A 24,380-nucleotide genomic window follows, 5' to 3' on the forward strand; every position below is an offset into this window, starting at 1 on the left:
CCTTGCTCTTGGTTCCCTAATCCTCCTTAGCCCAATTAAATCTGTCGGCTGGAGAATATTTCCATGGTGCTCCGTTATTTTCAATGTTACCCAACATAGCATTGATACTTGCAGGAGATTGTGATTCTTCCATTACTGCGTATCTTCTCAAGTCGGTAATAATAGCCAGAGGGTCGATATTGATTGGACAAGCTTGTGTGCAGGCATTGCAGCTGGTACAAGCCCATATTTCTTCTCTGCTGATATAATCGTCAATTAAAGATTTACCATCGTCAAGCCCCTTGCCACCTTTGTCCAGACTTCTGCCCACTTCTTCCATTCTATCGCGGGTATCCATCATGATTTTACGTGGTGACAATAGTTTTCCGGTAATATTGGCCGGACAAACGGAAGTACATCTTCCACACTCTGTACAGGTATAGGCGTTCATGAGATTAACCCAGGTTAAATCGTTTACATCTTTTGCTCCGAAGCGACCTGGCGCGGCTTCGGGAGGTGTAAATGAAGGATCTAGCATCGCTTTTACTTCATTGGTTACACTTTGCATATTTGTAAACTCACCTTTTGGTTCCAGGTTAGAGAAATAAGTATTTGGAAAGGCAAATATGATGTGGAAATGCTTAGAGTAGGGTAGGTAATTTAAGAAAGCAAATATGCCTACAATATGGAACCACCAGCAGGTCCTTTCTATTACAATCAGGCCAGCTTCTGTATTTGGTAAAAGATTATGCAGAAATTGGCTTACCGGAAATGCACCGGCAATAATGTAATGACTTGCGCCCATAGCCTGCAATTTGGAGTCTGCTGCATTCAAGAACAAGAAGGCCGTCATCAATAAGATTTCAGAGATCAGGATATAGTTGGCATCTGATCTTGGCCAGCTTTTCATTTCAACGCCACTAAATCTTTTTAGTTTGATGATGTTTCTTCTGATTAAGAAGATGGCACAGGCTAGCCATACGCCTAAGGCAAGAAATTCAAATGAGCCTATAAGGACATCATAAAAGATACCCAAGCCTCCAAATACACGGTGTGTACCAAAGATTCCGTCGATCATGATCTCTAATACTTCGAGATTGATGATTACGAAGCCTGCATATACAATGAGGTGTAGGAAGGCCGGAATGGGACGGAAAAACATTTTCGTTTGTCCGAATGCAACTTTGAGCATGGTCATTAGCCTTTTTTGAGGTTGGTCTGACCGGTCTACGGCTCTTCCGAAGCGAATGTTGCGGATAACTTTCTTTACGTTATAGCTAAATAGGGCTATTGCAGCCAGTGTGATGGCTATGAATAGGATTTGTGACACCATTTGAATATCTCTTATCGTGAGGCTAAGTTAAAGTATTTCGTTTAAAACAGATTATTATGCATGCATAAAGTTGAAAATTTAGATCAGATTTAAATAAAATCGTATTATTTTTAAAAAAGATTTTGCTTTTCAAAAAAAGACACTACATTTGCACTCCCAACCGAGGGGGACATGATTATGAAATCATGTTTAAATAAGATGGTACGGTAGCTCAGTCGGTAGAGCAATGGACTGAAAATCCATGTGTCGCCGGTTCGATCCCGGCCCATACCACTGCAAAAAGGCTCAATTTCACACGAAATTGGGCCTTTTTTGCGTGCGCCGGGCGTGGCGTTAACTATAGGGGATCAATGCCAAATGCTGGGGAGAGAATATGTTTTTTTGATTTTAAATATACAGTTTCCTGTGGTTGCGCCTATATTTATCATTCAAAAAGGAAAAGCAATACTCAAACGAACACCATTAAACGGGAGTGTCAAGTGAACTGTATTGGTGTATAATATATACTGGTCTCCTACTGGTCTTGTACTGCTATTATACTGGTATGCTACTGCTTTACTAGTATAATAGCAGTATAATAGCAGTTTAAATATAAATAGAGGATAGTATATGTATTAACTCAATGCAATCACCCAATATTGTTTGCTACTAAATACATGCCATATCTTCCTACTGAGGGTGAGCAGATTGCTGAAATAGAATGTGAAAAGATAAAGTGGTAATCAAAATTAAAAGAAAGCAGTGTTTGGAAGCTTATGCTTCGTTTCCTTTAAGAATTTATGGCATTGATCCGATTTAATGCATATTTTGGGGTTCGGGCTAAAAACAGAAAAATCACCCAATCATTTTATTTGCATGGTTTTATGTGGTTTCGTTACTATTCTCTGTGATCCCCGCTGGGATTCGAACCTAATACAAAAATTAGCGATTAGGCAGTATATGGATGGTTTTGAAATTCGACTCCCCGAATAACGCACCTTTTTTTTAATAGAGAATAGCTGCAAATGCTATGATATAAATGAATGAAATATCTCACTTTTTTCAAAATATACACTCCGAATTTGTGCAAATTTTTTAATTATATCGTATGAAATAAGCCCTGCAACTTTTATATATTTAGTCCTTTTACACGGCTATTTTGTAGCTGATACAGTAATTTGATTAATGACTGATTTTTTTTAACTTAACACATTAGTGCTATTATTATTCCAAACACATTTGCCTAGCCGCATTAAAAGTTTTAGATAAAATCCTCACCATCTCTGGTTCTAGTTTTTCAATAACTACTGTTTCAGATATATAAATTTATACATTTCTTTTTTGCTATTCGTTTACCTAAGCATTTACTGTTTTTTTATGTAAACTAAAAAGTGAAGAGAAATCATTGCCATCCAACCACTTATCATTGTAGTCCCGATTATCATCAATAAAATAGTAATACTAGCTAAAATATGTAGTAACAAACTTGCGCTTTGTGAGTATGCTTTACCTGAAATTCTACTCGTAAACGCATCACAACAAAACATAAATACCTAATTGATAGAATTCACATGCAGTATTCTACACTTTTAAAATTCAACATACATTTATATATTTGGGAGTTGTGTGCTATTAGCGGACACAGCATTGAATGAACGGTCTCGACAAGCAAATAAATCCGACATTCCGCCCCCTAACGGGACACACCAGCGTAGCCGAAAACTGCATATTGAAAGAGTAGGCAAAAAAATATTTAAATGAAAAAACTGTTATTAAGCTCTGCCGTATTATTATTATTTTCTGTTTCCATGCTTTTATTCCAAATAAGCTGTAAAAAAGAGGTAAGTGCACAATCAAACATTTACACCCTTTCTCCTGCATCAACTTCAAAATTGGGTGGTATTATAGTTGGTAATGGACTTAGCGTAACAAGCGACGGAACACTATCTGTAAGCTCTACAAGTAATTCATCACGATTAAACAAAATAATATACACAAAAAGACCCTCAAATTCATCATCCAATGAATTTTGGTCAGCAAACTACGACGGAACCAACCAGAAAAAAATTAATATTTCACTTCCAACTAACTTAACTCTTGGTGACAATGTTGAATTAAGCCCCGACGGATTATTATTAATTTTTCAAGTATATGACAACAAAGGCAAAGCCCATATTTATTCTTGCAACGTTGATGGATCTAATGTGAAATTGATTATTGACGGAAGTTCTTCAGCTGATGAAGGAGTGAGACTTACAGGAGCTTATTAATAAGAGCACACAACACAGGTTTTGCAATCTTTTTGGGCGAAGTGTACTTTTCGAGTTCAATAATCTTTTAAGTTAGTGGTTTGTTAGCTGTTTTTACTAGTCATCATTCCCATACCCTTCATTATAAATATTTTCCGCACTGTAGTGTGATCTTTTATCTGAAATAAGAAAAGGTTTGGATAACGTTTTAGAAAATTTCAAATTGAAAGAATTGGAACAGTAGTAAGATTCCATGTTTTGCCATTAAAAGTTAGAATTTTGTTGCTGTATACTTGGACTATAGTTGGACTTTTATACTAAGCAGATGGGTTTCGGTGTATAGCTTTTTTAGGAATCGACACAGTGGGAGCAGTTAGCTGTTGAGCTCCAAATTCATGAAAAAGTAATTTCTGGAATGATGAAAGACTTTAACCTTTTGAGCAGTGAAGTGTAGTGTTTTTAAAAATTAATTATGTGAGAACGAGCGATTAAAGATTATTTCGCTCGTTAGCATATGTTGTTAACAGAAAAGGTATTACATTTGCAATCCCAACCGAGGGGAACATGATTACGAAATCATGTTTAAATAAGATGGTACGGTAGCTCAGTCGGTAGAGCAATGGACTGAAAATCCATGTGTCGCCGGTTCGATCCCGGCCCATACCACTTCCGAAAAAAGGCCTTCTTTCATAAGAAAAAGGCCTTTTTTAATGGATTATGACTGTCTTGCTAATTGGAGACACTGGCTGGGTTAACAAATTCATTATATCGCATGGCCTGTTGCGCTAATTGTGCTATATTCTCTTCACACATTACTTTGGCAAGTGCTACAAACTCTGTAACCTTATTATATAAAAGCCAAGAGTCATCTTCGGAAACGTTAAAAGTATCTTTGTATCTCGCTGCCGAATAACTTTTAAGTAATATTTCAAAAAGCCTTTCGTCATCAGGGCTGCCAGATAGGAACATTTTAATGGGGGCATCAGAAAAGCAGCAGCACAGCCTTAAAAGGCGGTGTAAATTATGAATATCTGATCTATAGGCCAGATGCACCCTGATCAGCGCAATACAGGTTTGTTCTACAACTTGATGCAGCATAAATACACATACATTATGCTGTTCAGTAATGATGCACTCGTGTGCTCCGGTTAAGAAACCATCTGCTAATATCATTCTGTGGTTGAAATGTGCTCTTGCTTTTATAGCTGCCTCAGTTGGAATAAAACGATTGGGGAAATCAAAAGTTGTCATTCCATTATGGCTATAAATTAATGTAGCCGTGCTGCAAACCGTAATAAAAAAGCGATTATTAGCCATAATAGCTTCCTCAATGGTTTCTTTCCCGTGACTGAGGATTGTAATTGTACCTGTTTGTAATTTCCATTTGTAAAATCCTGTATCTCATGTTCAATTCGTGTGTTACTATCAGTAATTAGCAGCAAGCAATAATTACAATGAAAGGTTGCGGCTTTTTCTTTAAAACAGCCCTGATCACCTTGGGTGTAACTGTTTTTAAAAAAGCTAAAGATTTGAAGAGGCTTGAACTTTTGGACAAGCTGATGGATAAACTCTCTAAAGTAAATCGCATGATCTTCTTTTTGTGATAAAATTTGTAGTTCCATATTGATCTCATTTAATTGGTGACAGTTTAAATGAGTCTTGGGTGCTGGAGATTGATACATTTGGGATCTGCCAACCGTGGCAATTAAAGTTTCTGAAGCCTTACGTTAACACGGAATTACAGCAGACCCCAAATCTATCTCGATATACAAATATAGCATATCTACACATAGATTATGGGTTAACTGCTGTCTTGCGTTAACGGCTTCAGAAAGTTTGCCGCAAGACTCTTAAAAAAAATTAACTAGACATTAACCTTATCTAACTGCTTGTCATACTTTTAATCATAAGCGAATGTAATTATTAAATCGACAACTTCCAAATATTGATAGATAAACACCCTAATTTTGGAGCCTTAACTATGTGTATTATTCATAAGCTTTAAGAAAATTTGTATATGAGTGATTCAATAGGTGAGTATCTGAGGTTAAGGCTTAGAAGTAAAAACATTTTAAATAAAGATGCTGCCGCTTATATCGGTCTATCTGAATCGGCTTTTGACAAAGTGCTGAAGCTTGACGATATATATCCTTCTAGGTTAATTAAGCTATCAGGACTACTACAAGAAAACCTCTTGGAGTATTATCACACACTCGAACCATTAAAAGCACTTTTAGAAGCTGAAAAAAAAGTACAGGAAGATTCTCTGCGTTTGCTTACAGATAAAATCGAATTGCAAAAGCAGGTGATTGATAATAAGGAAGAGTTGTTGATGACGCAACGTAAATATATTGAGGAATTGGAGACACGTCTTAAAAATAAATAAGCTTAACTGGTTTTCAGTAGAGCGTTTAATAAGCGTTAGATATTGTGTTACCCAATAAATAATTAAAAATTATCAATTTCTACTTTTTATTGGTAACTAATTAATTTATTGTTGATATTCATCCGGGATTGCTTTTATGGGTTGCAAGTTTTTAATTATTTATTAATAAAAAATGGGATACATGAATGCTTATAAAATACATACTGATCAAGAATTAACTACCTTGTTAAAACAGGATAGTCAAGCCGCTTTTAAACAAGTGTTTGATAGCTGGCATAAAAAGTTGTTTCATTTTAGCTTACGATACCTGAATTGTAGGGAGCAGGCTGAAGAGGTTGTTCATGATACTTTACTTAGCTTTTGGAGTAATAGGCAAAATATTGATATTCAATATCCAATAGGATCATTGTTGTACACGATTTGCAAAAGATTGTGTTTGAACAGAATTCGCGAAGCAGCCAGGTTAAAAGCAGCAGCCGATGCCTTATGGGCTAATTATCTGGACATTAGTCATAGCACTGAAGATGCGCTGAATTTAGCAGAGCTAGAAGTGTTTACAGAAAAAGCATTACAGCAATTACCCAAACAGCAGCAATTGGTTTTTAGAATGAGTAGGTATGAGGGCTTATCTCACAAGGAAATTGCAGATGAACTTCAAATCTCTAAAGAAACCGTAAAAAAGCACAGTGCAGAAGCTTTAAAATCGTTACGCATCCATTTTGATGCTTATGGTTTACTTTGGTTTTTTATGTTTTATTTGTATAAACATTAATTATTTTCATATCTCACTACTCCCTGTTTCATTTTGCGGTGTATTACAAGTAAATCAGCATTACTGATGGAATACAATAAGCAATATGGAAACCACAAACGTTAAGCATTTTCAGTATCTATTGCAGCTTTATGCAGATCATCAGATCAGCAAAGACGAATATGATCAGCTTTTAGCTTATATCCGTCAAAATGGTATAACTGAGGAAATGCATGAAGTATTGGATAATGATTGGAATTCACTTCCAACAGATTTTCCAATTTCAGCAGCATATACTGAAAAGTTGTACTCACGACTAGTTAACGACTTAAAGATTGTTAAAATATCAGAGGTGCCACAAGAAGCGAAACGTTTGCAATTATGGAGGAAAGTTGCAGTAGCAGTATCAATTATTTTAGTTGTAGGGCTTGGGGCAGTGTTTTATGCACATCATAACTTATCAGATGATAAACTGTCTGATAGCCTTGATATCGTTGCAGGTAAAAATGCGGCAACGCTAACACTTGCCAATGGCAAAAAGATAGCCTTAAGTGATGCGAAAAATGGGGTAGTGATTGACTTAGATAAATTGAGTTATGATGACGGTACAGCAGTTTTAACCTCTGGTAAGCAGCTCCCAATAAAGGATACTCCTGCTGAGCCAGGAGGAGATAAGAATATAACATTAGCAACCCCGAAAGGAGGAAAATATCAAATTACACTACCCGATGGAACAAAAGTATGGCTCAATGCTGCTTCGAGTATATCTTATAGTATGGCGCTTAATGAGCGTGGTGCTGTTCGTAAGGTTGCTCTTAGTGGCGAGGCATACTTTGAGGTAGCTAAAGATAAAAAACATCCTTTCATTGTTACCACAGATAAGCAGGAAATAGAGGTGTTGGGCACGCATTTTAATATAAACGCCTATCAGGATGAGGGAGGGGTGATGACAACGCTATTAGAGGGCTCAGTAAAAGTTAGAACAGTTAAGTCCCCTCATGAATCAGGAGGGATACCCAAGGGGAGAGTTGGTAGTGAGGTTGAATCCGTTATTGTTCTTAAGCCTGGGGAACAGTCAACTGTAAGTGGATATAATCAAATGAAAGTAAAAGAAGTCAATATTGCCGATGCAATTGCATGGAAAAATGGTCTGTTTACTTTTAATAATGCTAATATGGAAACTGTGATGCGCCAAATTTCGCGCTGGTATAATGTAGAGGTGGAGTACGAAGATGAAAGCTTAAGGCGTAAACTATTGGATGGCTCTGTATCACGTTATGGAAATATTGCAGGAATATTGAATGCAATCACGCAAACAGGAGCAGCCAGATTTAAAATAGATTGTCGTAAAATTATTGTAATAAAACATTAAAGCACCCAATAAATAGATCAACACAAACCTAATTAAACACTAAACTAAATGACTAGATTTTTACTACAAAAAGAATAAGAGATCGAAAGATTTCTGGGGAGACAGAAAAAACTGAGTAGTGGTTCGACGCACTACCCAGCATTATCTTGAGTTAACCCATTCCCGATAAAATTACCGGGATAAATAATTGTTGAACCATTTCATGTAATAACTCAAAACTAACTAAAGGTATGAAAAAAAATACTTTTAAATTAGGTAGTTGCCTGTATTGGCTCCTGCCGAAAATATTTAAGATTGTGAACTCTGCATTTTTTGGAGTTGCAAAAATTGATAAACGAATACTAATTATGCGAGTTAATCTTGTCATACTTATATTAATCAGTAGTCTACTACAGGTATCTGCCAGTAGTTTTGGACAAAAAATTTCGTATGCAAAAAAAGGAGTAACACTTCGTGAAGTTTTCAAAGAAATTTCTATACAAACAGGTTATAATGTACTATATGCACCCGAAAAAGTAAAGGCTACTCAGCGGATTAATGTCGATTTTAAGGAAAAGGATTTAATCGTAGTTCTTCAAACAATATGTGCTGATGAACAGTTTGTATTTACCATAGACGAAAAAAATGTCATCATCAAACCAGCAGAAAAAAGTCTTTTTGATAAGCTTAGCGGCCTTTTTGCGGGAATTGATGTTTCTGGCCGTGTGCTTGATGAAAATAATGCACCATTGGTGGGGGCCATTGTAAAAGTCAAAGGAACGACCAGGGCTGTACTGACGGATAATAAGGGGGAGTTTACCTTGAAAAAAGTTGATGATAAAGCGATTCTGGTGATTTCCTTTGTGGGGTATGAAACTAAAGAAATCAAAGCTGCTGAAGCCTCTAATTCTATAAAATTACTATCGAGCAGTGATAAGCTGGATGAAGTACAAATTGTAAGTACGGGTTATCAAGATATTCCTAAGGAGCGGGCTACGGGAAGTTTTACCACCATCGACAATAAAACGATAAACCGTAGTGTTTCTACCAATATTCTAGATCGGTTGGATGGGGTAACGAGTGGGCTCTTGTTTACGCGTGGTTATTCAGGTGAAGCCAGCAACAACCCTAAAATTTCTATACATGGTCGGAGTACTATATTTGCAGGGGCCGAACCCTTAATCGTTGTCAACGGTTTTCCTTATGATGGTACAATTGATCAAATTAATCCAGCTGATGTAGAGGATATTAATATTTTGAAAGATGCTGCAGCCTCTTCTATTTGGGGCAGTAGATCTGGAAACGGGGTGATTGTGATTACCACAAAAAGCGGGCATAACAATCAAAAACTTAAAATTGAAGCCTCCTCTACCTTAACGATAACGGATAAGCAAGATTTGTATTACCCAGCTCAATTGTCCGCTGCTCAATTTATTGATTTGGAACAATACCTTTTTTCCCAAGGTCTTTTTACCTACAATTTTAGTAACCCATATAATGTAGTGTCAGCAGGGGTGGAGATCTTTAATCAAAGGTTAAATAATAAAATTACCAGTGCAGATTCGGCGGCTAAAATTGATGCTTTGAAAAGTTACGACATCAGAGCCGATCTAAACCGGTATATGTATAGACCCAGGGTACAGCAACAATATCAACTCAATTTAAGTGGTGGAACAGAAAATTATAGGTATTACATGTCCGGAGGATACAATAAGAATCTGGAAAGCAGTGTGTCTGCTCATAATGAGCGGCTCACCTTAAATCTTAACAATACCTATGGTTTATTTAACAATCGATTAGAATTATCAGGAGATGTGAATATTGCCTCAATTAAAACCCATACGAATACAGTTCCTTATACGCCTTATACGCCTTACGATCGCCTGGTTGATGAAAATGGGAATTCATTAGCTGTAGTTAAAGATTATCGGATGTCGTATGTAGATACCGCAGGCAATGGCAAATTATTAGATTGGCATTTTCGTCCCCTTGATGAATTATTTCCCAACCAGGAGGCCATAGTAGATCAATATCGACTAAAAGTCGGTGCAAATTTTAAAATTATAGCGGGTTTGTCCATGAGTACCAATTATATGAGTTTGAATGAATATACCAATACTGAAACGCTTAGTGGGGTGGATAGCTACGCTGCCAGAAATTTAATTAACCTATATTCTTCAATTTCTGGAAATAACTTGAACCGGGTGATCCCACTGGGAGGTCTTTTGAGTAAAAGTAACAATGTGCTCAAATCACAATCCTTTCGGTCCCAATTAAATTATCACAAAATAATAGCAAATGATCATGAAATCACTGCTATACTCGGCTATGAAGGAAGTGACAGCCGTTCAAATGTAGCTGGTCAGGCCTATTATGGTTATGATGCTGAAACATTAACCAATGCAAATGGGACTATAGATCCTTTAAAACTATATCCGCTTTATTATGGGCAAGGCGCTGGGTCTATTAATACAGCACCCAGTTTAACAAGAGGCATAGATATCAATCAATCCTACTATATCAATGCTTCATATGGTTATAAAGGCCGGTACATGGTGTCTGGAAGCGCAAGAAGGGACGAATCTAATATCTTTGGCGTAAAAACGAATCAAAAAGGTGTCCCTTTGTGGTCAACAGGCCTGGCATGGATCCTGGATAGAGAAAAATTTTATCATCTGGAATGGTTACCAGCATTGAAACTTCGTTTAACTTATGGCTATAATGGTAATGTGGATAAAACGGTATCCGCTTACTCCACTGCAGCAGTTTCTTCACCAAATTCACCAAATATCAATGGTGATATATATGCCGAGCTCGTAAATCCACCTAACCCCTCTTTAAGATGGGAGCGCGTGAAAACCTGGAATTTAGGATTCGACTTCAGCTTTAAGCATAGGATTGTTACTGGAAATATTGATTTTTATCAAAAAAATGCTTTCGATTTAATTGGGAATAACCCCATTGCCATGCAATCTGGCATTTTCCAATTTAGAGGTAATGGCCCTAGCCTACAAACAAAAGGAATTGATGTACAGTTGAATAGTCGGAATTTAACCGGGGCACTGCTTTGGACGAGTACATTTTTATTCAATTTTAATACCGATAGGGTGACCAAATATGATGTAAAACAAAGGTCAAATGCGGGTATACTCATCTACAACGGTCAAAATCCTTTAGTGGGCTATCCTTACAATGCAATTTTTAGCTTCCCCTCTGCCGGATTGGATGCTGCTGGTGCACCGCAAGGTTATTTGAATGGAGCGGTGAGTAAAGATTATGGTAAAATTAACAGTCTGCTTGATCCCAGTCAATTGATATTTCATGGTTCAGCTACTCCAAAATATTTTGGTAGTCTAATCAATACTTTTAATTATAAAAACTTTGAATTGACCTTCAATATCATTTACAAATTTGACTATTATTTTAGAAGAGTAGGTGTTTTTACTGGCAGTAATTATGGCTCTGCATCGGGGTTGAACTATAACTTAACAGACTACAATCAGCGTTGGCAAAAACCCGGTGACGAACTTTTGACACATATTCCAGCGCTAAATTATCCCGGGGTTGCTGGTCTGGATCAGTTCTTTAATTATTCAGAAGATCTTGTTGAAAAGGGGGATCACATTAGATTACAGGATTTTAGGTTGAGTTATAATTTAGCTAAGCATAATTTTAACAAATTACCATTTAAAAGCGCTAATGTATTTTTTTATGGCCAAAACCTGGGTGTTTTATGGAGACAAAATAGATTTCATATAGATCCCGATTTGTCATCTAATAGTTCACCTCAGCCTTTTAGTGGTTCCCTTGGCATTAACCTTACTTTATAAGTTAAAATCATGATAGCTATATATATGAAAAAGATGATGATTATTCTAGGAATTTTCGCATTGCTAGGCTGTAAAAAAAAACTGGATCTGAAACCTGATAGTCGTATCATCGTACCAAAATCAGCAAATGATCTCCAATTAATTTTAGATAATACAGGTGTGATGAATGTGACCCCTAATATAGGGCATGTATCTGCTGATGAGTATTTTTTTTCCAGTTTACAGGCATGGCAGTCAACATATTCTCCTGTAACCAGAACTGCATCCGTTTGGCAAAAGGACATATATGCCGGAGTGACTCAAGTAGGTGATTGGAGAAGACCTTATAGTACAATTTACTATGCCAATACGGTGCTGGATATATTGGCTACCCAGGATATCAGCAACGACAATGAGAAGCAGATCCTTAAAGGACGGGCACTATTTGCAAGAGCTTATACTTATTATAATTTAGTTAGTATTTTTTCAAAAGCCTATGATCCATTAACCGCATCGCAAGATTTGGGCGTTCCCTTGAAATTAAATGCTAATATTGACGAAATTCTTCAGCGAGGCACGCTTGAACAATGCTATAACCAAATCATTTTAGATGCAAAAGCGTCTGGGGACTTGTTGCAACAGGACATCATTTCCAATAAAAGATCACGTCCCTCTAAAGTGGCAGCTTTTGCTTTACTGGCAAGAGTATACTTAAGTATGGGTAAATTTACGGAGGCAGAGGCCTATGCAGATAAGACCTTGTCCTTGTATTCAACATTGACAGATTACAATCTAATTAGTAAAACAGTTAATGCCGCATTATCCTTTAATAGTGAAGAGGTAATTTATTTTACCTATCAATATCCTGATTATTTTGAGCTTGGCGTTGGTTTAAGAACAACTTATGGAATCGTTCCCGAACTGATCAATCTATATAATCCCTCGGACTTAAGACTACCCATCTATTTTCAGAAAAATACTTTAGGTAATTACAATATTAGAAGTCTATACACTGGTAATAGCGCGCTTTTTTCAGGATTAGCCACAGATGAAATTTATTTAATTAAGGCCGAATGTCTGGCCAGACGAGGCGAAACGCTACAATCCATGAGTTATTTGAATCAATTGGGTATAAAACGATGGGATCCAAAGGCAACCAGTCCATCCAAACCTTATGAAAACCTGACCGCCAATACGCCTGAAATTGCGCTCGATAAAGTCTTGATTGAACGTAGGAAAGAACTTGTATTTCGCGGTATCAGATGGACAGATTTGAAAAGGTTAAATGTGGAGGGGCGGAATATTACCATCACCAGAAAATTAAACGATCAAATATTTACGTTGGAACCCAATAGTCCAAGATATGTACTGCCCATCCCAGACGATGAAGTGGCACTCAGTGGAGTAGCGCAAAACGTTAGATAAAAAAATATATACTAAAAATCAATAAGATGTACCTAAAAAAAATCAATAAACTAAGCGCCTTAACGGTAGTTTTGCTGCTCACTGGACTATTAGCGAAGGCACAGCAGCAAGCAAGTCCTGATCTCACAGGGGTCTGGATTTATAACGCTCAAAAAAGTAACCTCGAAAGTTATCCGGCCTTTGTTTTCCCTAAGGGCTTAATTGTGAAAACAAGTCGGGATTCTGTTTTTGTAAGTCAGGTGATCAGCTATGCTGAAGGAAAAATCACGGCAAATACGCAGCCACAAAAATATGCTTTAGATGGAAAGCCATCGGAAGTTATGGTATCGGATACCACTAAAGCCAGGCTAAGTTTTAAAATCTCAGCAGATCGTAAAAGTGCAACTAAAAACATTCGTTTATTCTACACCAATAAACCTGATCGGGTACTGCGCAATACGAATGACATTTGGACCCTGTCTGAGGATGGAAAGGCACTGGTCTTGTTATTTACAGATCAAGTAGATGGCGGCAAAGCTTATACCGTAAAAGGATTATTTGATAGATACAATTAAAGCTACGAAAAATGAAAAATGCCTGGATATTAGTATTTGCAGTGTGTTTTGCTGCATGTAAAAAGGATGCTGAGGTTTTTAAAACCAGCAGCTCAATAAATGTGATTAACGCAGCGGTAGATCTTGGGGGGCTAAAAGTAAATCCTGCAGGAAAAGCTTATAGTTTCGCTAAAACTACAGATCAGGTGCTTTATGGTGCCAATCGATTTTATTATGCAGAACTGGGCTATAAAGCATTGATTGCTGTACCCACTGCGGATACCACAAAATTGTTGTTTAACGAAAGCCATCATATGGAATCTGGGTTTTATACCCTATACATTTCCGGGACCGCAGCAAAGGTAGAGAGCATGTTGCTGAAGGAGGTTGATTTTCCTTTTATTAAAACTGATGTAACTACCCCCGCCTCAGCAAATTTTGTGACCAACGTACGCTTTGTAAACTTATCACCCAATAGCCCGGCTGTTAAAATTAAAATTAAAAATAACGCGGTCAATGAAGTGGATAATTTGGCCTACAAGGGGATCAGTAATTGGAACAGGTATACCAATAAAGCAACGGCAACAACGCCTTACATTTTTGAAGTAAGAGATGCAAGTTCCGATGCCCTGCTATTCAGCTATACCTTTAATGCTACGGTTACCAATAGATTTAAAAATGTAGCCCTGATCATTAAAGGGCTGGTTGGGACAAGCACAGGGGTAAATGCCTTTGGGATATTTGTTGTGAACTATTTTTAATAACATTAATTACCATTTATTATGAAAAATAAAAAATTTTTACTGCTCATTGCAATTGTTTTCATGATCAGCTCATTGAAAGCGCAAAGCTATAGCTTTAACATTAAAGGTACTGTCGATTCCACTATAGTTGACTTATTTAAGAATAAAAGTATCCTGATCAAGCTCTACGATCCGGTAAAAAATTTGCTGGGAGAGGAAGAGATCACTGTTTTATTGGATTCAAAAAGAAGATTCAATATAAATGTGAAGTCTGCCTCAGCATTAACTTATGCTTCATTTGAGCTTGTAAATGAAGGGAATAACAAATATATGCTAGGTGTTTCGCTGCCATTGACCTTTCCAGCAAGGCTTCACCGCACAAAAGAATATTACTTGTTTGAAAATGGTGATGATATTACTATGGATGTTTGGCCGAATGGGTATCTTAGTTTTTCTGGAAAAGGCTCACAAAAATTAAACTGCCAATTCGATATTTATAATATTGAAGGGGGATCAAAAGGTGTACTGCGTAGATATATTGAACTAATAAATGCTAAAGACAATGATAAAGCATTTAAATTAAATGATGATGATTTAAGTTTAATGACAAAATTACGTTTAAAGCTATTGGAAAGCTATAAGGGTGAATTTAGTGAATCGATATACAATAGAATTTACTTAGATGCGATTGGCAACGCTCGTTTATGGGGATTAATTGAAAGGACTAATTTAATAGGATTGGGTCGTGATGAAGCTGCATTGTCCGCGTTAAGAAATTTAAATAAAATTCGTTCTGCTCAAGAACTAGAATTGCCTGTTGATTCGAATTTTATACCTCATTCTGCATATTATCCAGAATATATCTTTGAAAAAGAATGGAACATACAGCGGTTGCGCGCTAAGGAAGCAGCTACTGGAGATTCATTTGTAGTGATGTATGATGTTTTACGACAAAAATATCAGGGTGCCTTAAGAGATCAATTACTAATGATATGTATCAGTAAATTGAATCGTTTCTTTTCAGCTGAAATTCAATCGAGTTTAGGATTAGTTATGAAATCCATAACTGACCCTGCTTATAAAAAAACATTGATCGCCTGGCAAAAGAAACAAAATGAAGTTTTTCCATTTGAACTACAAGATACAGCGGGTCATATTCGTAAATTAAGTGATTATAAAGGTAAATTAGTCATCGTAGATTTTTGGTTCAGCGGATGTGGCTTTTGTGAGATATTAAATAAGACGATGGAAACGATCATTAAAAAGTACGAAAACAATAAAAATATCGTCTTTTTAACCATCTCATCTGACAGCGACAAAAAGAGATGGTTAACAAGTATCTCAACGGGCTTGTATACCTCTCCAGGTACAATTAATTTATATACGAATGGACTAGGATTGGGACACCCAATTATAAAACATTATGGTTTTTATAGTGCTCCACAACAATTAATCATTGATAAAGATGGAATGTTAATTACAGCACACCCCCCTCGTCCAGATGGGGGGGTAGATTATATGAAAAAATTTACTCAAATCATTGATAAGTATCTTAAGGGTTTAAATTAATGATTTGAAGCGCGTTGAATTCATTCATATAAAACAAAGTAAAGTGATACGCTATAACATAGCGTATCACTTTACTTTAAAAATGTAGCGCTGATCATTAAAGGGCTGGTTGGGACAAGCACAGGGGGTAAATGCCTTTGGGATATTTGTTGCGAACTATTTTTAATAGAATTAATGACCATTTATTATGAAAAATAAAAAATTTTTACTGCTCATTGCAATTGTTTTCATGATCAGCTCATTGAAAGCGCAAAGCTATAGTTTTAACATTAAAGGTACGGTCGATTCCAGTATAGTGAACTATTTTAAGAACAAAAGTATCCAGATAAAGCTCTACGATCCGGTGAAAAATTTGCTGGGAGGGGAAGTGATCACTGTTTTATTGGATTCAAAAAGAAGATTCAATATAAATGTGAAGTCTGCTTCAGCATTAACTTATGCTTCATTTTGGGTTGTAAATGACGGGAATAACAAAATGGAGCTAGGTAACATAGTGCCATTGACCTTTCCAGCGAGGAATCACCGCACAAATGAATATTACTTGTTTGAAAATGGTGATGATATTACTATGGATGTTTGGCCGAATGGGTATCTTAGTTTTTCTGGAAAAGGCGCACAAAAATTAAACTGCCAATTCGATATTTATAATATTGAAGGGGGATCAAAAGGTGTACTGCTTAGATATATTGAACTAATAAATGCTAAAGACAATGATAAAGCATTTAAATTAAATGATGATGATTTAAGTTTAATGACAAAATTACGTTTAAAGTTATTGGAAAGCTATAAGGGTGAATTTAGTGAATCGATATACAATAGAATTTACTTAGATGCGATTGGCAACGCTCGTTTATGGGGATTAATTGAAAAGACTTACTTAATAGCATGGGGTCGTGATGAAGCTGCATTGTCCGCGTTAAGAAATTTAAATAAAATTCGTTCTGCTCAAGAACTAGAACTGCCTGTTGATTCAAATTTTATACCTCATTCTGCATATTATCCAGAATATATCTTTGAAAAAGAATGGAACATACAGCGGTTGCGCGCTAAGGATGTAGTTACTGGAGATTCATTTGTAGTGATGTATTGATGTTTTACAACAAAAATATCAGGGTGCCTTAAGAGATCAATTACTAATGATATGTATCAGTAAATTGAATCGTTTTTTTTCAGCTGAAATTCAATCGAGTTTAGGATTAGTGATGAAATCCATAACTGACCCTGCTTATAAAAAAACATTGATCGCCTGGCAAAAGAAACAAAATGAAGTCTTTCCATTTGAACTACAAGATGCATCAGGTAATATTCGTAAATTAAGTGATTATAAAGGTAAATTGGTCATTGTAGATTTTTGGTTCTCAGGATGTGGGCATTGTGAGGAATTAAATAAGACTATGGAAACGATCATTAAAAAGTACGAAAACAATAAAAATATTGTCTTTTTAACCATCTCATCTGACAGCGACAAAAAGACATGGTTAAAAAGTGTCTCAACGGGCTTGTATACCTCTCCAGGTACAATTAATTTATATACGAATGGACTAGGGTTGGGACACCCAATTATAAAACATTATGGTTTTTATAGTGCTCCACAACAATTAATCATTGATAAAGATGGAATGTTAATTACAGCACACCCCCCTCGCCCAGATGGGGGTGTAGATTATATGAAAAATTTTACTCAAATCATTGATAAGTACCTTAACGGTTTAAAATTATGATTTAAAGCTCGTTGAATTCATTCCTATAAAACAAAGTAAAGTGATACGCTATAACATAGCGCTCACTTTACTTTAAAAATGTAGCCCTGATCATTAAAGGGCTGGTTGGGACAACCACAGGGGTAAATGCCTTTGGGATATTTGTTGTGAACTATTTTTAATAGCATTAATTACCATTTACTATTTAATTACCATTTATTATGAAAATAAATACAAACCTATATATGCATCACTATAAAAAATTTTTACTGCTCATCGCAATTGTTTTCATGATCAGCTCATTGAAAGCGCAAAGCTATAGTTTTAACATTAAAGGTAAGCTCGATTCCACTATAGTTAACTATTTTAATAACAAAAGTATTCAGATTAAGCTCTACGATCCGGCGAAAAATTTGCTGGGAGGGGAAGTGATCACTGTTTTATTGGATTCAAAAAGAAGATTCAATATAAATGTGAAGTCTGCTTCAGCATTAACTTATGCTTCATTTGAGCTTGTAAATGAAGGGAATAACAAAAATGCGCTAGGTGTCTCGCTGCCATTGACCTTTCCAGCGAGGCTTCACGACGCAAAAGAATATTACTTGTTTGAAAATGGTGATGATATTACTGTGGATGTTGGAGAGCAGGGGTATCTTCTTTTTTCTGGAAAAGGCGCAGAAAAATTAAACTGCCAATTCGATATTTATAATATTGAAGGGGGATCAAAAGGTATAGTGAAGAGATGGGGTAAACTAATAAATGCTAAAGACTATGATAAAGCATTTAAATTAAATGCTGAGGAGGTAAGTTTAATGATAAAATTACGTTTAAAGTTATTGGAAAGCTATAAGGGTGAATTTAGTGAATCGATATACAATAGAATTTACTTAGATGCGATTGGCAACGCTCGTTTATGGGGATTAAGTGAAAAAAGTGGCTTAGTATTATATGCTCGTAATGAAGCTGCATTGTCCGCGTTAAGAAATTTAAATAAAATGCGTGCTGATCAAGAGCTAGAATTGACTGTTGATTCAAATTTTATACCTCATTCTGCATATTATCCAGCGTATATCTTTGAAAAAGAATGGAACATACAGCGGTTACGCGCTAAGGAAGCAGTTACTGGAGATTCATTTGTAGTGATGTATGATGTTTTACAACAAAAATATCACGGTGCCTTAAGAGATCAATTACTAATGATATGTATCAGTAAATTGAATCGTTATTTTTCAGCTGAAATTCAATCGAGTTTAGGATTAGTGATGAAATCCATAACTGACCCTGCTTATAAAAAAACACTGATCGCCTGGCAAAAGAAACAAAATGAAGTCTTTCCATTCGAACTACAAGATACAGCAGGTAACATTCGTAAATTAAGTGATTATAAAGGTAAATTGGTCATTGTTGATTTTTGGTTCACCGGATGTGGGTATTGTGAGATATTAAATAAGACGATGGAAACGATCATTAAAAAGTACGAAAACAATAAAAATATTGTCTTTTTAACCATTTCATCTGACAGCGACAAAAAGAGATGGTTAACAAGTGTCTCAACGGGCTTGTATACCTCTCCAGGTACAATTAATTTATATACGAATGGACTAGGATTGGGACACCCAATTATAAAACATTATGGTTTTTATAGTGCTCCACAACAATTAATCATTGATAAAGATGGCATGTTAATTACAGCACACCCCCTTCGTCCAGATATGAGTTTAGAGGCTATGAAAAATTTTACTCAAATCATTGATAAGTATCTTAGTAAGGTCCCGAGATAGGGCGTATTGACATTCTGAATAATATTTAGTAGCAATTTTTACAGGCTGAAGCGGTTCTTGTCTGGATTTGTTTAAGTCCATATTTATATAATAATAAGTTAAACCCTAAGCTAAATATAATTGTAAAAATAGAACCGTTAACCAAAAGCCCTTAATTGGGACTTTACAACCTACATATGCATCACTATAAAAAATTTTTACTGCTCATCGCAATTGTTTTCATGATCAGCTCATTGAAAGCGCAAAGCTATAGTTTTAACATTAAAGGTACGGTCGATTCCACTATAGTGAACTATTTTAAGAACAAAAGTATCCAGATCAAGCTCTACGATCCGCTGAAAAATTTGCTGGGAGGGGAAGTGATCACTGTTTTATTGGATTCAAAAAGAAGATTCAATGTAAATGTGAAGTCTGCTTCAGTATTAACTTATGCTTCGTTTTGGCTTGTAAATGAGGTGAATAATAGAATTGGGCTAGGTACTTTACTGCCATTGACCTTTCCATCGAGGCCTCACCGCGCAGCAGAATATTACTTGTTTGAAAATGGTGATGATGTTACTATGGATGTTGGAGAGAAAGGGTATCTTCTTTTTTCTGGAAAAGGCGCAGAAAAATTAAACTGCCAATTCGATATTTATAATATTGAAGGGGGATCAAAAGCTGTACGGAATAGATGGATTAGACTAGAAAATGCTAAAGACTATGATAAAGCATTTAAATTAAATGCTGAGGAATTAAGTTTAATGACAAAATTACGTTTAAAGTTATTGGAAAGCTATAAGGGTGAATTTAGTGAATCGATATACAATAGAATTTACTTAGATGCGATTGGCAACGCTGGTTTATGGGGATTAACTGAAAAAACTAACTTATTAGTGTATGGTCGTGATGAAGCTGCATTGACTGCGTTTAGAAATTTAAATAAAATGCGTGCTGATCAGGAACTGGAATTGACTGTTGATTCAAATTTTATACCTCATTCTGCCTATTATCCAGAATATATCTTTGAAAAAGAATGGAACATACAGCGGTTGTACGCTAAGGATGCTGTGACTGGAGATTCATTTGTAGGGATGTATGATGTTCTACAACAAAAATATCAGGGTGCCTTAAGAGATCAATTACTCATGATATGTATCAGTAAATTGAATCGTTTTTTTTCAGCTGAAATTCAATCGAGTTTAGGATTAGTGATGAAATCCATAACTGACCCTGCTTATAAAAAAACATTGATAGCCTGGCAAAAGAAACAAAATGAAGTCTTTCCATTTGAACTACAAGATACATCAGGTCATATTCGTAAATTAAGTGATTATAAAGGTAAATTAGTCGTTGTAGATTTTTGGTTCACCGGATGTGCGTATTGTGAGATATTAAATAAGACTATGGAAACGATCATTAAAAAGTACGAAAACAATAAAAATATTGTCTTTTTAACCATCTCTTCCGACAGCGACAAAAAGACATGGTTAACAAGTATCTTAACGGGCAAGTATACTTCTCCAGGTACAATTAATTTATATACGAATGGACTAGGATTGGGACATCCAATTATAAAACATTATGATTTTTATAGTGCTCCACAACAATTAATCATTGATAAAGATGGAATGTTAATTACAGCACACCCCCCTCGTCCGGATGCGAGTTTAGATCGTATGAAAAATTTTACTCAAATCATTGATAAGTATCTTAACGGTTTAAATTAATGATTTAAAGCTTTTTGAAGTAGCTACCATAAATGATTTTGCGGGTGAAGTAGTGTACAGATTAAGAAATATCTTATTTTCAGAAAACAGGGCTAGCCGATTACTGCAATGCCCCCATAAAGTGTCTAACTTTATGGGGGCATTGCAGTATCATCTGACCCATAGCTTTTGCTCCATACTTCCGATGCCCCCGCTCATATTTGACCCTTCGAGTTTTAAAGTATAAGCCCCTGGTTTATCTGCAGTGTAAAAGGAGAATGTTCCTTTTCCATTCTTATCTGTAACTATGTTTGGTGCCCAGTAAATGGTTGAGCGAATATCAAAACCTCCATCATTATTTTTCATGTTATATTTTGGTGAATAGAATTGGACATTGGAACTAAACACCATAGGTTTATAAAGAAATACACCGGTTGTTTTCTTTAAATAAGGTCCCTGGCCACCGTATGTAGTAACCTCTATAAAAGAATTATAAGCGAGTTCCGCCATTGGATTCATAAAAGCTTGTGCATAATTGCTCACGTATTTTGCAGAATTCATGACTTCGATTCCCTTAATATCCTCGGCAGTATAATAATCCAGGAAGTATTGAAAATACTCCTTGTATTCCTCTATGCCTCCTTCTGGTTTTGAAAAGTCTATATCTACCCCGTCAATAATCAGATGGACACGTTGACTATAGATAAAATATAGATTACGTTGCTTACCATAGCCAAGACTAAATCCTTTAATGTTTTTCCAAAGTAGATCTCCAAGAGTTGTTTTACCGGCTTTTTGTAACTCCTGTTCGTTTAGGGCGAAGTCTGAACCGCCGTCTTCATTTAGATTTTTAGAATCTCTGATAAATTTAATGCCTTTTATTTTTACTTCTTTAAGCATATTGGGGTTCACTACTTTCTCATATTCATTATGGTAAGTAATTGTCTTACTCACCATATTCATTTGACCGCTGTCAATGTTTAAATACCAGGGGATGATTCGATCTTTAATCGGATTTAACAGCGGTGGTTTGAATTCATTAATCTCTATGCCCACATTGAAACTCTTCCCATTTTTATTTCTGCTTTGAATGAGATAAACAGCGGTATCAATAGGGAAAATTCTAGTGAAATTGAATTTACCTTCCTGATTTGTGACGGTATCCCGAACAAATGATGGTTTTTTAGAAAGGAGAATTACTTTGGAGTTGTTTACGGGTTTGTTAAAGAAATTGAGTACCCTGCCATTTATGGAGAAACTCTTTTCAGCGGAGATTTGCATAGGTTTTTGCGTACCAAATATGCTATCCCAATCATAATTTACCCATCCTTGAACCAGTAAGAGGTTGTCTAGATCTGTCCATACTTTCTCTGTTGTAACTGCAGGGAAATAATATCCTGGACTTTCTACTTTGCTCTTTAAATTGGAAGTCAAGAAAATATCTGATTTTAAAGAACGATCCAGACTATCGCTTTTTACTTGTGCATCATCTGTTACTGCAATGGAAAAACTGCCACTAACCGGAGCTCCGGATTTATCGGTTACCACAATGTCGAAACCTACACTATCTCTTTTTGTGTAGGATTGTTTATTTGGAGTCAGTTTAACGCGTAGATAATCATTATGGTCGATGAAAACAATGCGTTCACTTACAACTTGCCTGGTGCTATTGAGTAAGGTAAGCCGTGATACACCAGTAGGAAAGACTGATTTACTTACTTTAGTAGTGTATTGTGGTTTGCTCATCTTAAATACAGCACCATAGTTTGGAATTCCGTTAGACTGACCTATTAAAAAGTAAATTTTGTTGATACTTAATAAATCGGGACTTAGGTTAACTGTAACGTCTAAAGAATCTTTATTGAAACCATTAGTCACACTAAGCACCAATCCTGAGGGTTTTACGGCAGGCAGGGGATATGATTTAGAGTAAGTTCCATTGGAGAACTTAATTTTAGCTGTATAGATTTCACCTACCTGAGTATGCAAGTTCACTTTTCCGATACCAAGCTGGTTACTTACAAAAGAAGCTACGACTTCTTGCTTGCTGTTGAATATTTCGCCTGAAACTGGTTTCCCTTTTCCATTTTCTGTAATTGCTTTAAATGCCACTTTAGAATCAATACCGCCAATTAATGAACCGCTTTCTGGCAGGAATTGTAAATCAACAAGATCATCTCCATTATAGAGGATTGGAATTCTGTATTCGGCCGTGTGGGCATTGTTTTTTAGCGGTTGAACGGAAAGTGTTAACTGATTGGCATTAGCCTTTTCCGGGATGCTAAAATTAAAATCCACACTGCCGTTTACCGATGTTTTCAGGTTATCTTTATACCATACTTTGGTACCTTCGGTAACTTTAAGCTGAAGATCTGTTGAAGCTAGTGGTTGTAAGTCTATTGTTTTAAGTTGCAAGTCAATAACTGCTCGAGCTTTTCCTACAGCAGGGCTGGCCGCTATTTTTGAATTGATGAGTAAGTCCTGGGCATCTGGTGAACCAATATAAAACTGTTTCTTGAATATATAATGCTCATCAAAATTTCGCATCCAATTGCTGTATGCGCGAATGGTATAAGCTCCTTGTTGAAAATCATCTCTGATAAGTGGAATATTGCCTATTCCAAGCCCCATAAAGATAGAAATCATAATTCGTTTGACCACCTGATTCCGGTCGTCCGCAATTTCTACATAGACAATCCCACTTTTTTTTGCAGGCGATAAATAACCAGCGTCGAATAAATAGGTTTTAAGCCATAAGGTATCGCCAGGTGCATAATAAGGTTTATCCATATGCAGGTAGATCTTTTCCATTGCATTAGTCTCGGCAGACTTGTTCATTCGGCCGAGTATCTCCTGAACGGCTTCCCTGGCTTCACTTTGAGCTGAAACGGTTGAAATTTGTAATAAAAAGTAAAATAAAAGCAGACCAATTGATAAGGTTTTCATGTATATGTTTTGGTTTCCAAAGAAAAATCTCCTTATCTAAATTATACTATTTTTTAATTCCTTTCAACTGATTAAGCAGATATGCTAATTTCGCATACTATTAAGGTATTATTTGATAGTCAACACAAAATATATCTTTTGTGTAAAGGCTGAGGAGC

The 24,380-nt window shown here is 36.0% G+C and carries 16 protein-coding genes and 2 tRNA genes; 15 read left to right on the plus strand and 3 right to left on the minus strand.

The window, feature by feature from the left end:
- Positions 1–16 precede the first annotated feature (16 nt).
- Positions 17–1,312 carry a 4Fe-4S dicluster domain-containing protein gene (locus P0Y49_02470; GenBank protein ID WEK20018.1) on the minus strand — a complete coding sequence of 432 codons (1,296 nt, stop codon included), beginning with the start codon at positions 1,310–1,312 and terminating at the stop codon, positions 17–19.
- 200 nt (positions 1,313–1,512) lie between these two features.
- Between P0Y49_02470 and P0Y49_02475 the strand changes: the two genes are divergently transcribed.
- The 3 genes from P0Y49_02475 to P0Y49_02485 all read left to right on the plus strand — a co-directional run bounded on the left by P0Y49_02475 (position 1,513) and on the right by P0Y49_02485 (position 4,206).
- Positions 1,513–1,585 (plus strand) — tRNA-Phe (locus P0Y49_02475).
- A gap of 1,463 nt (positions 1,586–3,048) precedes the next feature.
- Positions 3,049–3,561 carry a hypothetical protein gene (locus tag P0Y49_02480; protein ID WEK20019.1) on the plus strand — a complete coding sequence of 171 codons (513 nt, stop codon included), beginning with the start codon at positions 3,049–3,051 and terminating at the stop codon, positions 3,559–3,561.
- A gap of 572 nt (positions 3,562–4,133) precedes the next feature.
- A tRNA-Phe gene (locus tag P0Y49_02485) sits at positions 4,134–4,206 on the plus strand.
- Between the two features lie 63 nt (positions 4,207–4,269).
- Here P0Y49_02485 and P0Y49_02490 read toward each other — a convergent pair.
- Positions 4,270–4,857, minus strand: a complete 588-nt coding sequence (locus P0Y49_02490) for a HEPN domain-containing protein (GenBank protein ID WEK20020.1) — start codon at positions 4,855–4,857, stop codon at positions 4,270–4,272.
- Between the two features lie 700 nt (positions 4,858–5,557).
- On the opposite strand from P0Y49_02490, the gene P0Y49_02495 reads away from it, so the two are divergent.
- The 12 genes from P0Y49_02495 (at position 5,558) to P0Y49_02550 (ending at position 21,297) form a co-directional block, all read left to right on the plus strand.
- Positions 5,558–5,926, plus strand: a complete 369-nt coding sequence (locus P0Y49_02495; GenBank protein WEK20021.1) for a hypothetical protein — start codon at positions 5,558–5,560, stop codon at positions 5,924–5,926.
- Between the two features lie 181 nt (positions 5,927–6,107).
- Positions 6,108–6,698, plus strand: a complete 591-nt coding sequence (locus P0Y49_02500) for an RNA polymerase sigma-70 factor (protein WEK20022.1) — start codon at positions 6,108–6,110, stop codon at positions 6,696–6,698.
- An 85-nt stretch (positions 6,699–6,783) separates the two neighbouring features.
- A complete protein-coding gene (locus P0Y49_02505) occupies positions 6,784–8,049 on the plus strand; it encodes a FecR domain-containing protein (protein ID WEK20023.1) in 1,266 nt (421 codons plus the stop codon).
- 347 nt (positions 8,050–8,396) lie between these two features.
- Complete coding sequence (locus P0Y49_02510) at positions 8,397–11,858, plus strand: SusC/RagA family TonB-linked outer membrane protein (protein WEK20024.1); 3,462 nt, start codon at positions 8,397–8,399, stop codon at positions 11,856–11,858.
- A 9-nt stretch (positions 11,859–11,867) separates the two neighbouring features.
- Positions 11,868–13,262, plus strand: a complete 1,395-nt coding sequence (locus P0Y49_02515) for a RagB/SusD family nutrient uptake outer membrane protein (GenBank protein ID WEK20025.1) — start codon at positions 11,868–11,870, stop codon at positions 13,260–13,262.
- A 26-nt stretch (positions 13,263–13,288) separates the two neighbouring features.
- Positions 13,289–13,816 carry a hypothetical protein gene (locus P0Y49_02520; GenBank protein ID WEK20026.1) on the plus strand — a complete coding sequence of 176 codons (528 nt, stop codon included), beginning with the start codon at positions 13,289–13,291 and terminating at the stop codon, positions 13,814–13,816.
- Between the two features lie 11 nt (positions 13,817–13,827).
- Entirely contained in the window at positions 13,828–14,556 is a 729-nt protein-coding gene (locus P0Y49_02525) for a hypothetical protein (protein WEK20027.1), read from the plus strand.
- A gap of 21 nt (positions 14,557–14,577) precedes the next feature.
- On the plus strand, positions 14,578–16,107 hold the full coding sequence (locus P0Y49_02530; GenBank protein ID WEK20028.1) for a TlpA disulfide reductase family protein: 1,530 nt from the start codon (positions 14,578–14,580) through the stop codon (positions 16,105–16,107).
- A 187-nt stretch (positions 16,108–16,294) separates the two neighbouring features.
- Entirely contained in the window at positions 16,295–17,197 is a 903-nt protein-coding gene (locus tag P0Y49_02535; GenBank protein WEK20029.1) for a hypothetical protein, read from the plus strand.
- Positions 17,198–17,309: 112 nt separating this feature from the next.
- Positions 17,310–17,828, plus strand: coding sequence for a TlpA disulfide reductase family protein (locus P0Y49_02540; GenBank protein WEK20030.1), 519 nt, complete (start codon positions 17,310–17,312; stop codon positions 17,826–17,828).
- Positions 17,829–18,028: 200 nt separating this feature from the next.
- Entirely contained in the window at positions 18,029–19,588 is a 1,560-nt protein-coding gene (locus P0Y49_02545; protein ID WEK20031.1) for a TlpA disulfide reductase family protein, read from the plus strand.
- A 176-nt stretch (positions 19,589–19,764) separates the two neighbouring features.
- Complete coding sequence (locus P0Y49_02550) at positions 19,765–21,297, plus strand: TlpA disulfide reductase family protein (protein ID WEK20032.1); 1,533 nt, start codon at positions 19,765–19,767, stop codon at positions 21,295–21,297.
- A 150-nt stretch (positions 21,298–21,447) separates the two neighbouring features.
- Here P0Y49_02550 and P0Y49_02555 read toward each other — a convergent pair whose 3' ends face one another.
- The gene (locus tag P0Y49_02555; protein WEK20033.1) at positions 21,448–24,222 is read right to left on the minus strand and encodes a hypothetical protein; all 2,775 of its coding nucleotides are present in this window, start codon (positions 24,220–24,222) and stop codon (positions 21,448–21,450) included.
- Between the last annotated feature and the right edge of the window lie 158 nt (positions 24,223–24,380).

This window comes from Candidatus Pedobacter colombiensis (genome assembly GCA_029202485.1).
GTDB lineage: Bacteria > Bacteroidota > Bacteroidia > Sphingobacteriales > Sphingobacteriaceae > Pedobacter > Pedobacter colombiensis.

What these genes read in the sequence shown, in the direction of transcription:
- P0Y49_02505 (WEK20023.1), top strand. Translation starts at nt 6,784, where the DNA reads ATGGAAACCACAAACGTTAAGCATTTTCAGTATCTATTGCAGCTTTAT.
- P0Y49_02530 (WEK20028.1), top strand. Translation starts at nt 14,578, where the DNA reads ATGAAAAATAAAAAATTTTTACTGCTCATTGCAATTGTTTTCATGATC.
- P0Y49_02490 (WEK20020.1), bottom strand. Translation starts at nt 4,857, where the DNA reads ATGGCTAATAATCGCTTTTTTATTACGGTTTGCAGCACGGCTACATTA.
- P0Y49_02545 (WEK20031.1), top strand. Translation starts at nt 18,029, where the DNA reads ATGAAAATAAATACAAACCTATATATGCATCACTATAAAAAATTTTTA.
- P0Y49_02555 (WEK20033.1), bottom strand. Translation starts at nt 24,222, where the DNA reads ATGAAAACCTTATCAATTGGTCTGCTTTTATTTTACTTTTTATTACAA.
- P0Y49_02515 (WEK20025.1), top strand. Translation starts at nt 11,868, where the DNA reads ATGATAGCTATATATATGAAAAAGATGATGATTATTCTAGGAATTTTC.
- P0Y49_02480 (WEK20019.1), top strand. Translation starts at nt 3,049, where the DNA reads ATGAAAAAACTGTTATTAAGCTCTGCCGTATTATTATTATTTTCTGTT.
- P0Y49_02500 (WEK20022.1), top strand. Translation starts at nt 6,108, where the DNA reads ATGAATGCTTATAAAATACATACTGATCAAGAATTAACTACCTTGTTA.
- P0Y49_02535 (WEK20029.1), top strand. Translation starts at nt 16,295, where the DNA reads ATGAAAAATAAAAAATTTTTACTGCTCATTGCAATTGTTTTCATGATC.
- P0Y49_02470 (WEK20018.1), bottom strand. Translation starts at nt 1,312, where the DNA reads ATGGTGTCACAAATCCTATTCATAGCCATCACACTGGCTGCAATAGCC.
- P0Y49_02540 (WEK20030.1), top strand. Translation starts at nt 17,310, where the DNA reads ATGAAATCCATAACTGACCCTGCTTATAAAAAAACATTGATCGCCTGG.
- P0Y49_02550 (WEK20032.1), top strand. Translation starts at nt 19,765, where the DNA reads ATGCATCACTATAAAAAATTTTTACTGCTCATCGCAATTGTTTTCATG.
- P0Y49_02525 (WEK20027.1), top strand. Translation starts at nt 13,828, where the DNA reads ATGAAAAATGCCTGGATATTAGTATTTGCAGTGTGTTTTGCTGCATGT.
- P0Y49_02520 (WEK20026.1), top strand. Translation starts at nt 13,289, where the DNA reads ATGTACCTAAAAAAAATCAATAAACTAAGCGCCTTAACGGTAGTTTTG.
- P0Y49_02495 (WEK20021.1), top strand. Translation starts at nt 5,558, where the DNA reads ATGAGTGATTCAATAGGTGAGTATCTGAGGTTAAGGCTTAGAAGTAAA.
- P0Y49_02510 (WEK20024.1), top strand. Translation starts at nt 8,397, where the DNA reads ATGCGAGTTAATCTTGTCATACTTATATTAATCAGTAGTCTACTACAG.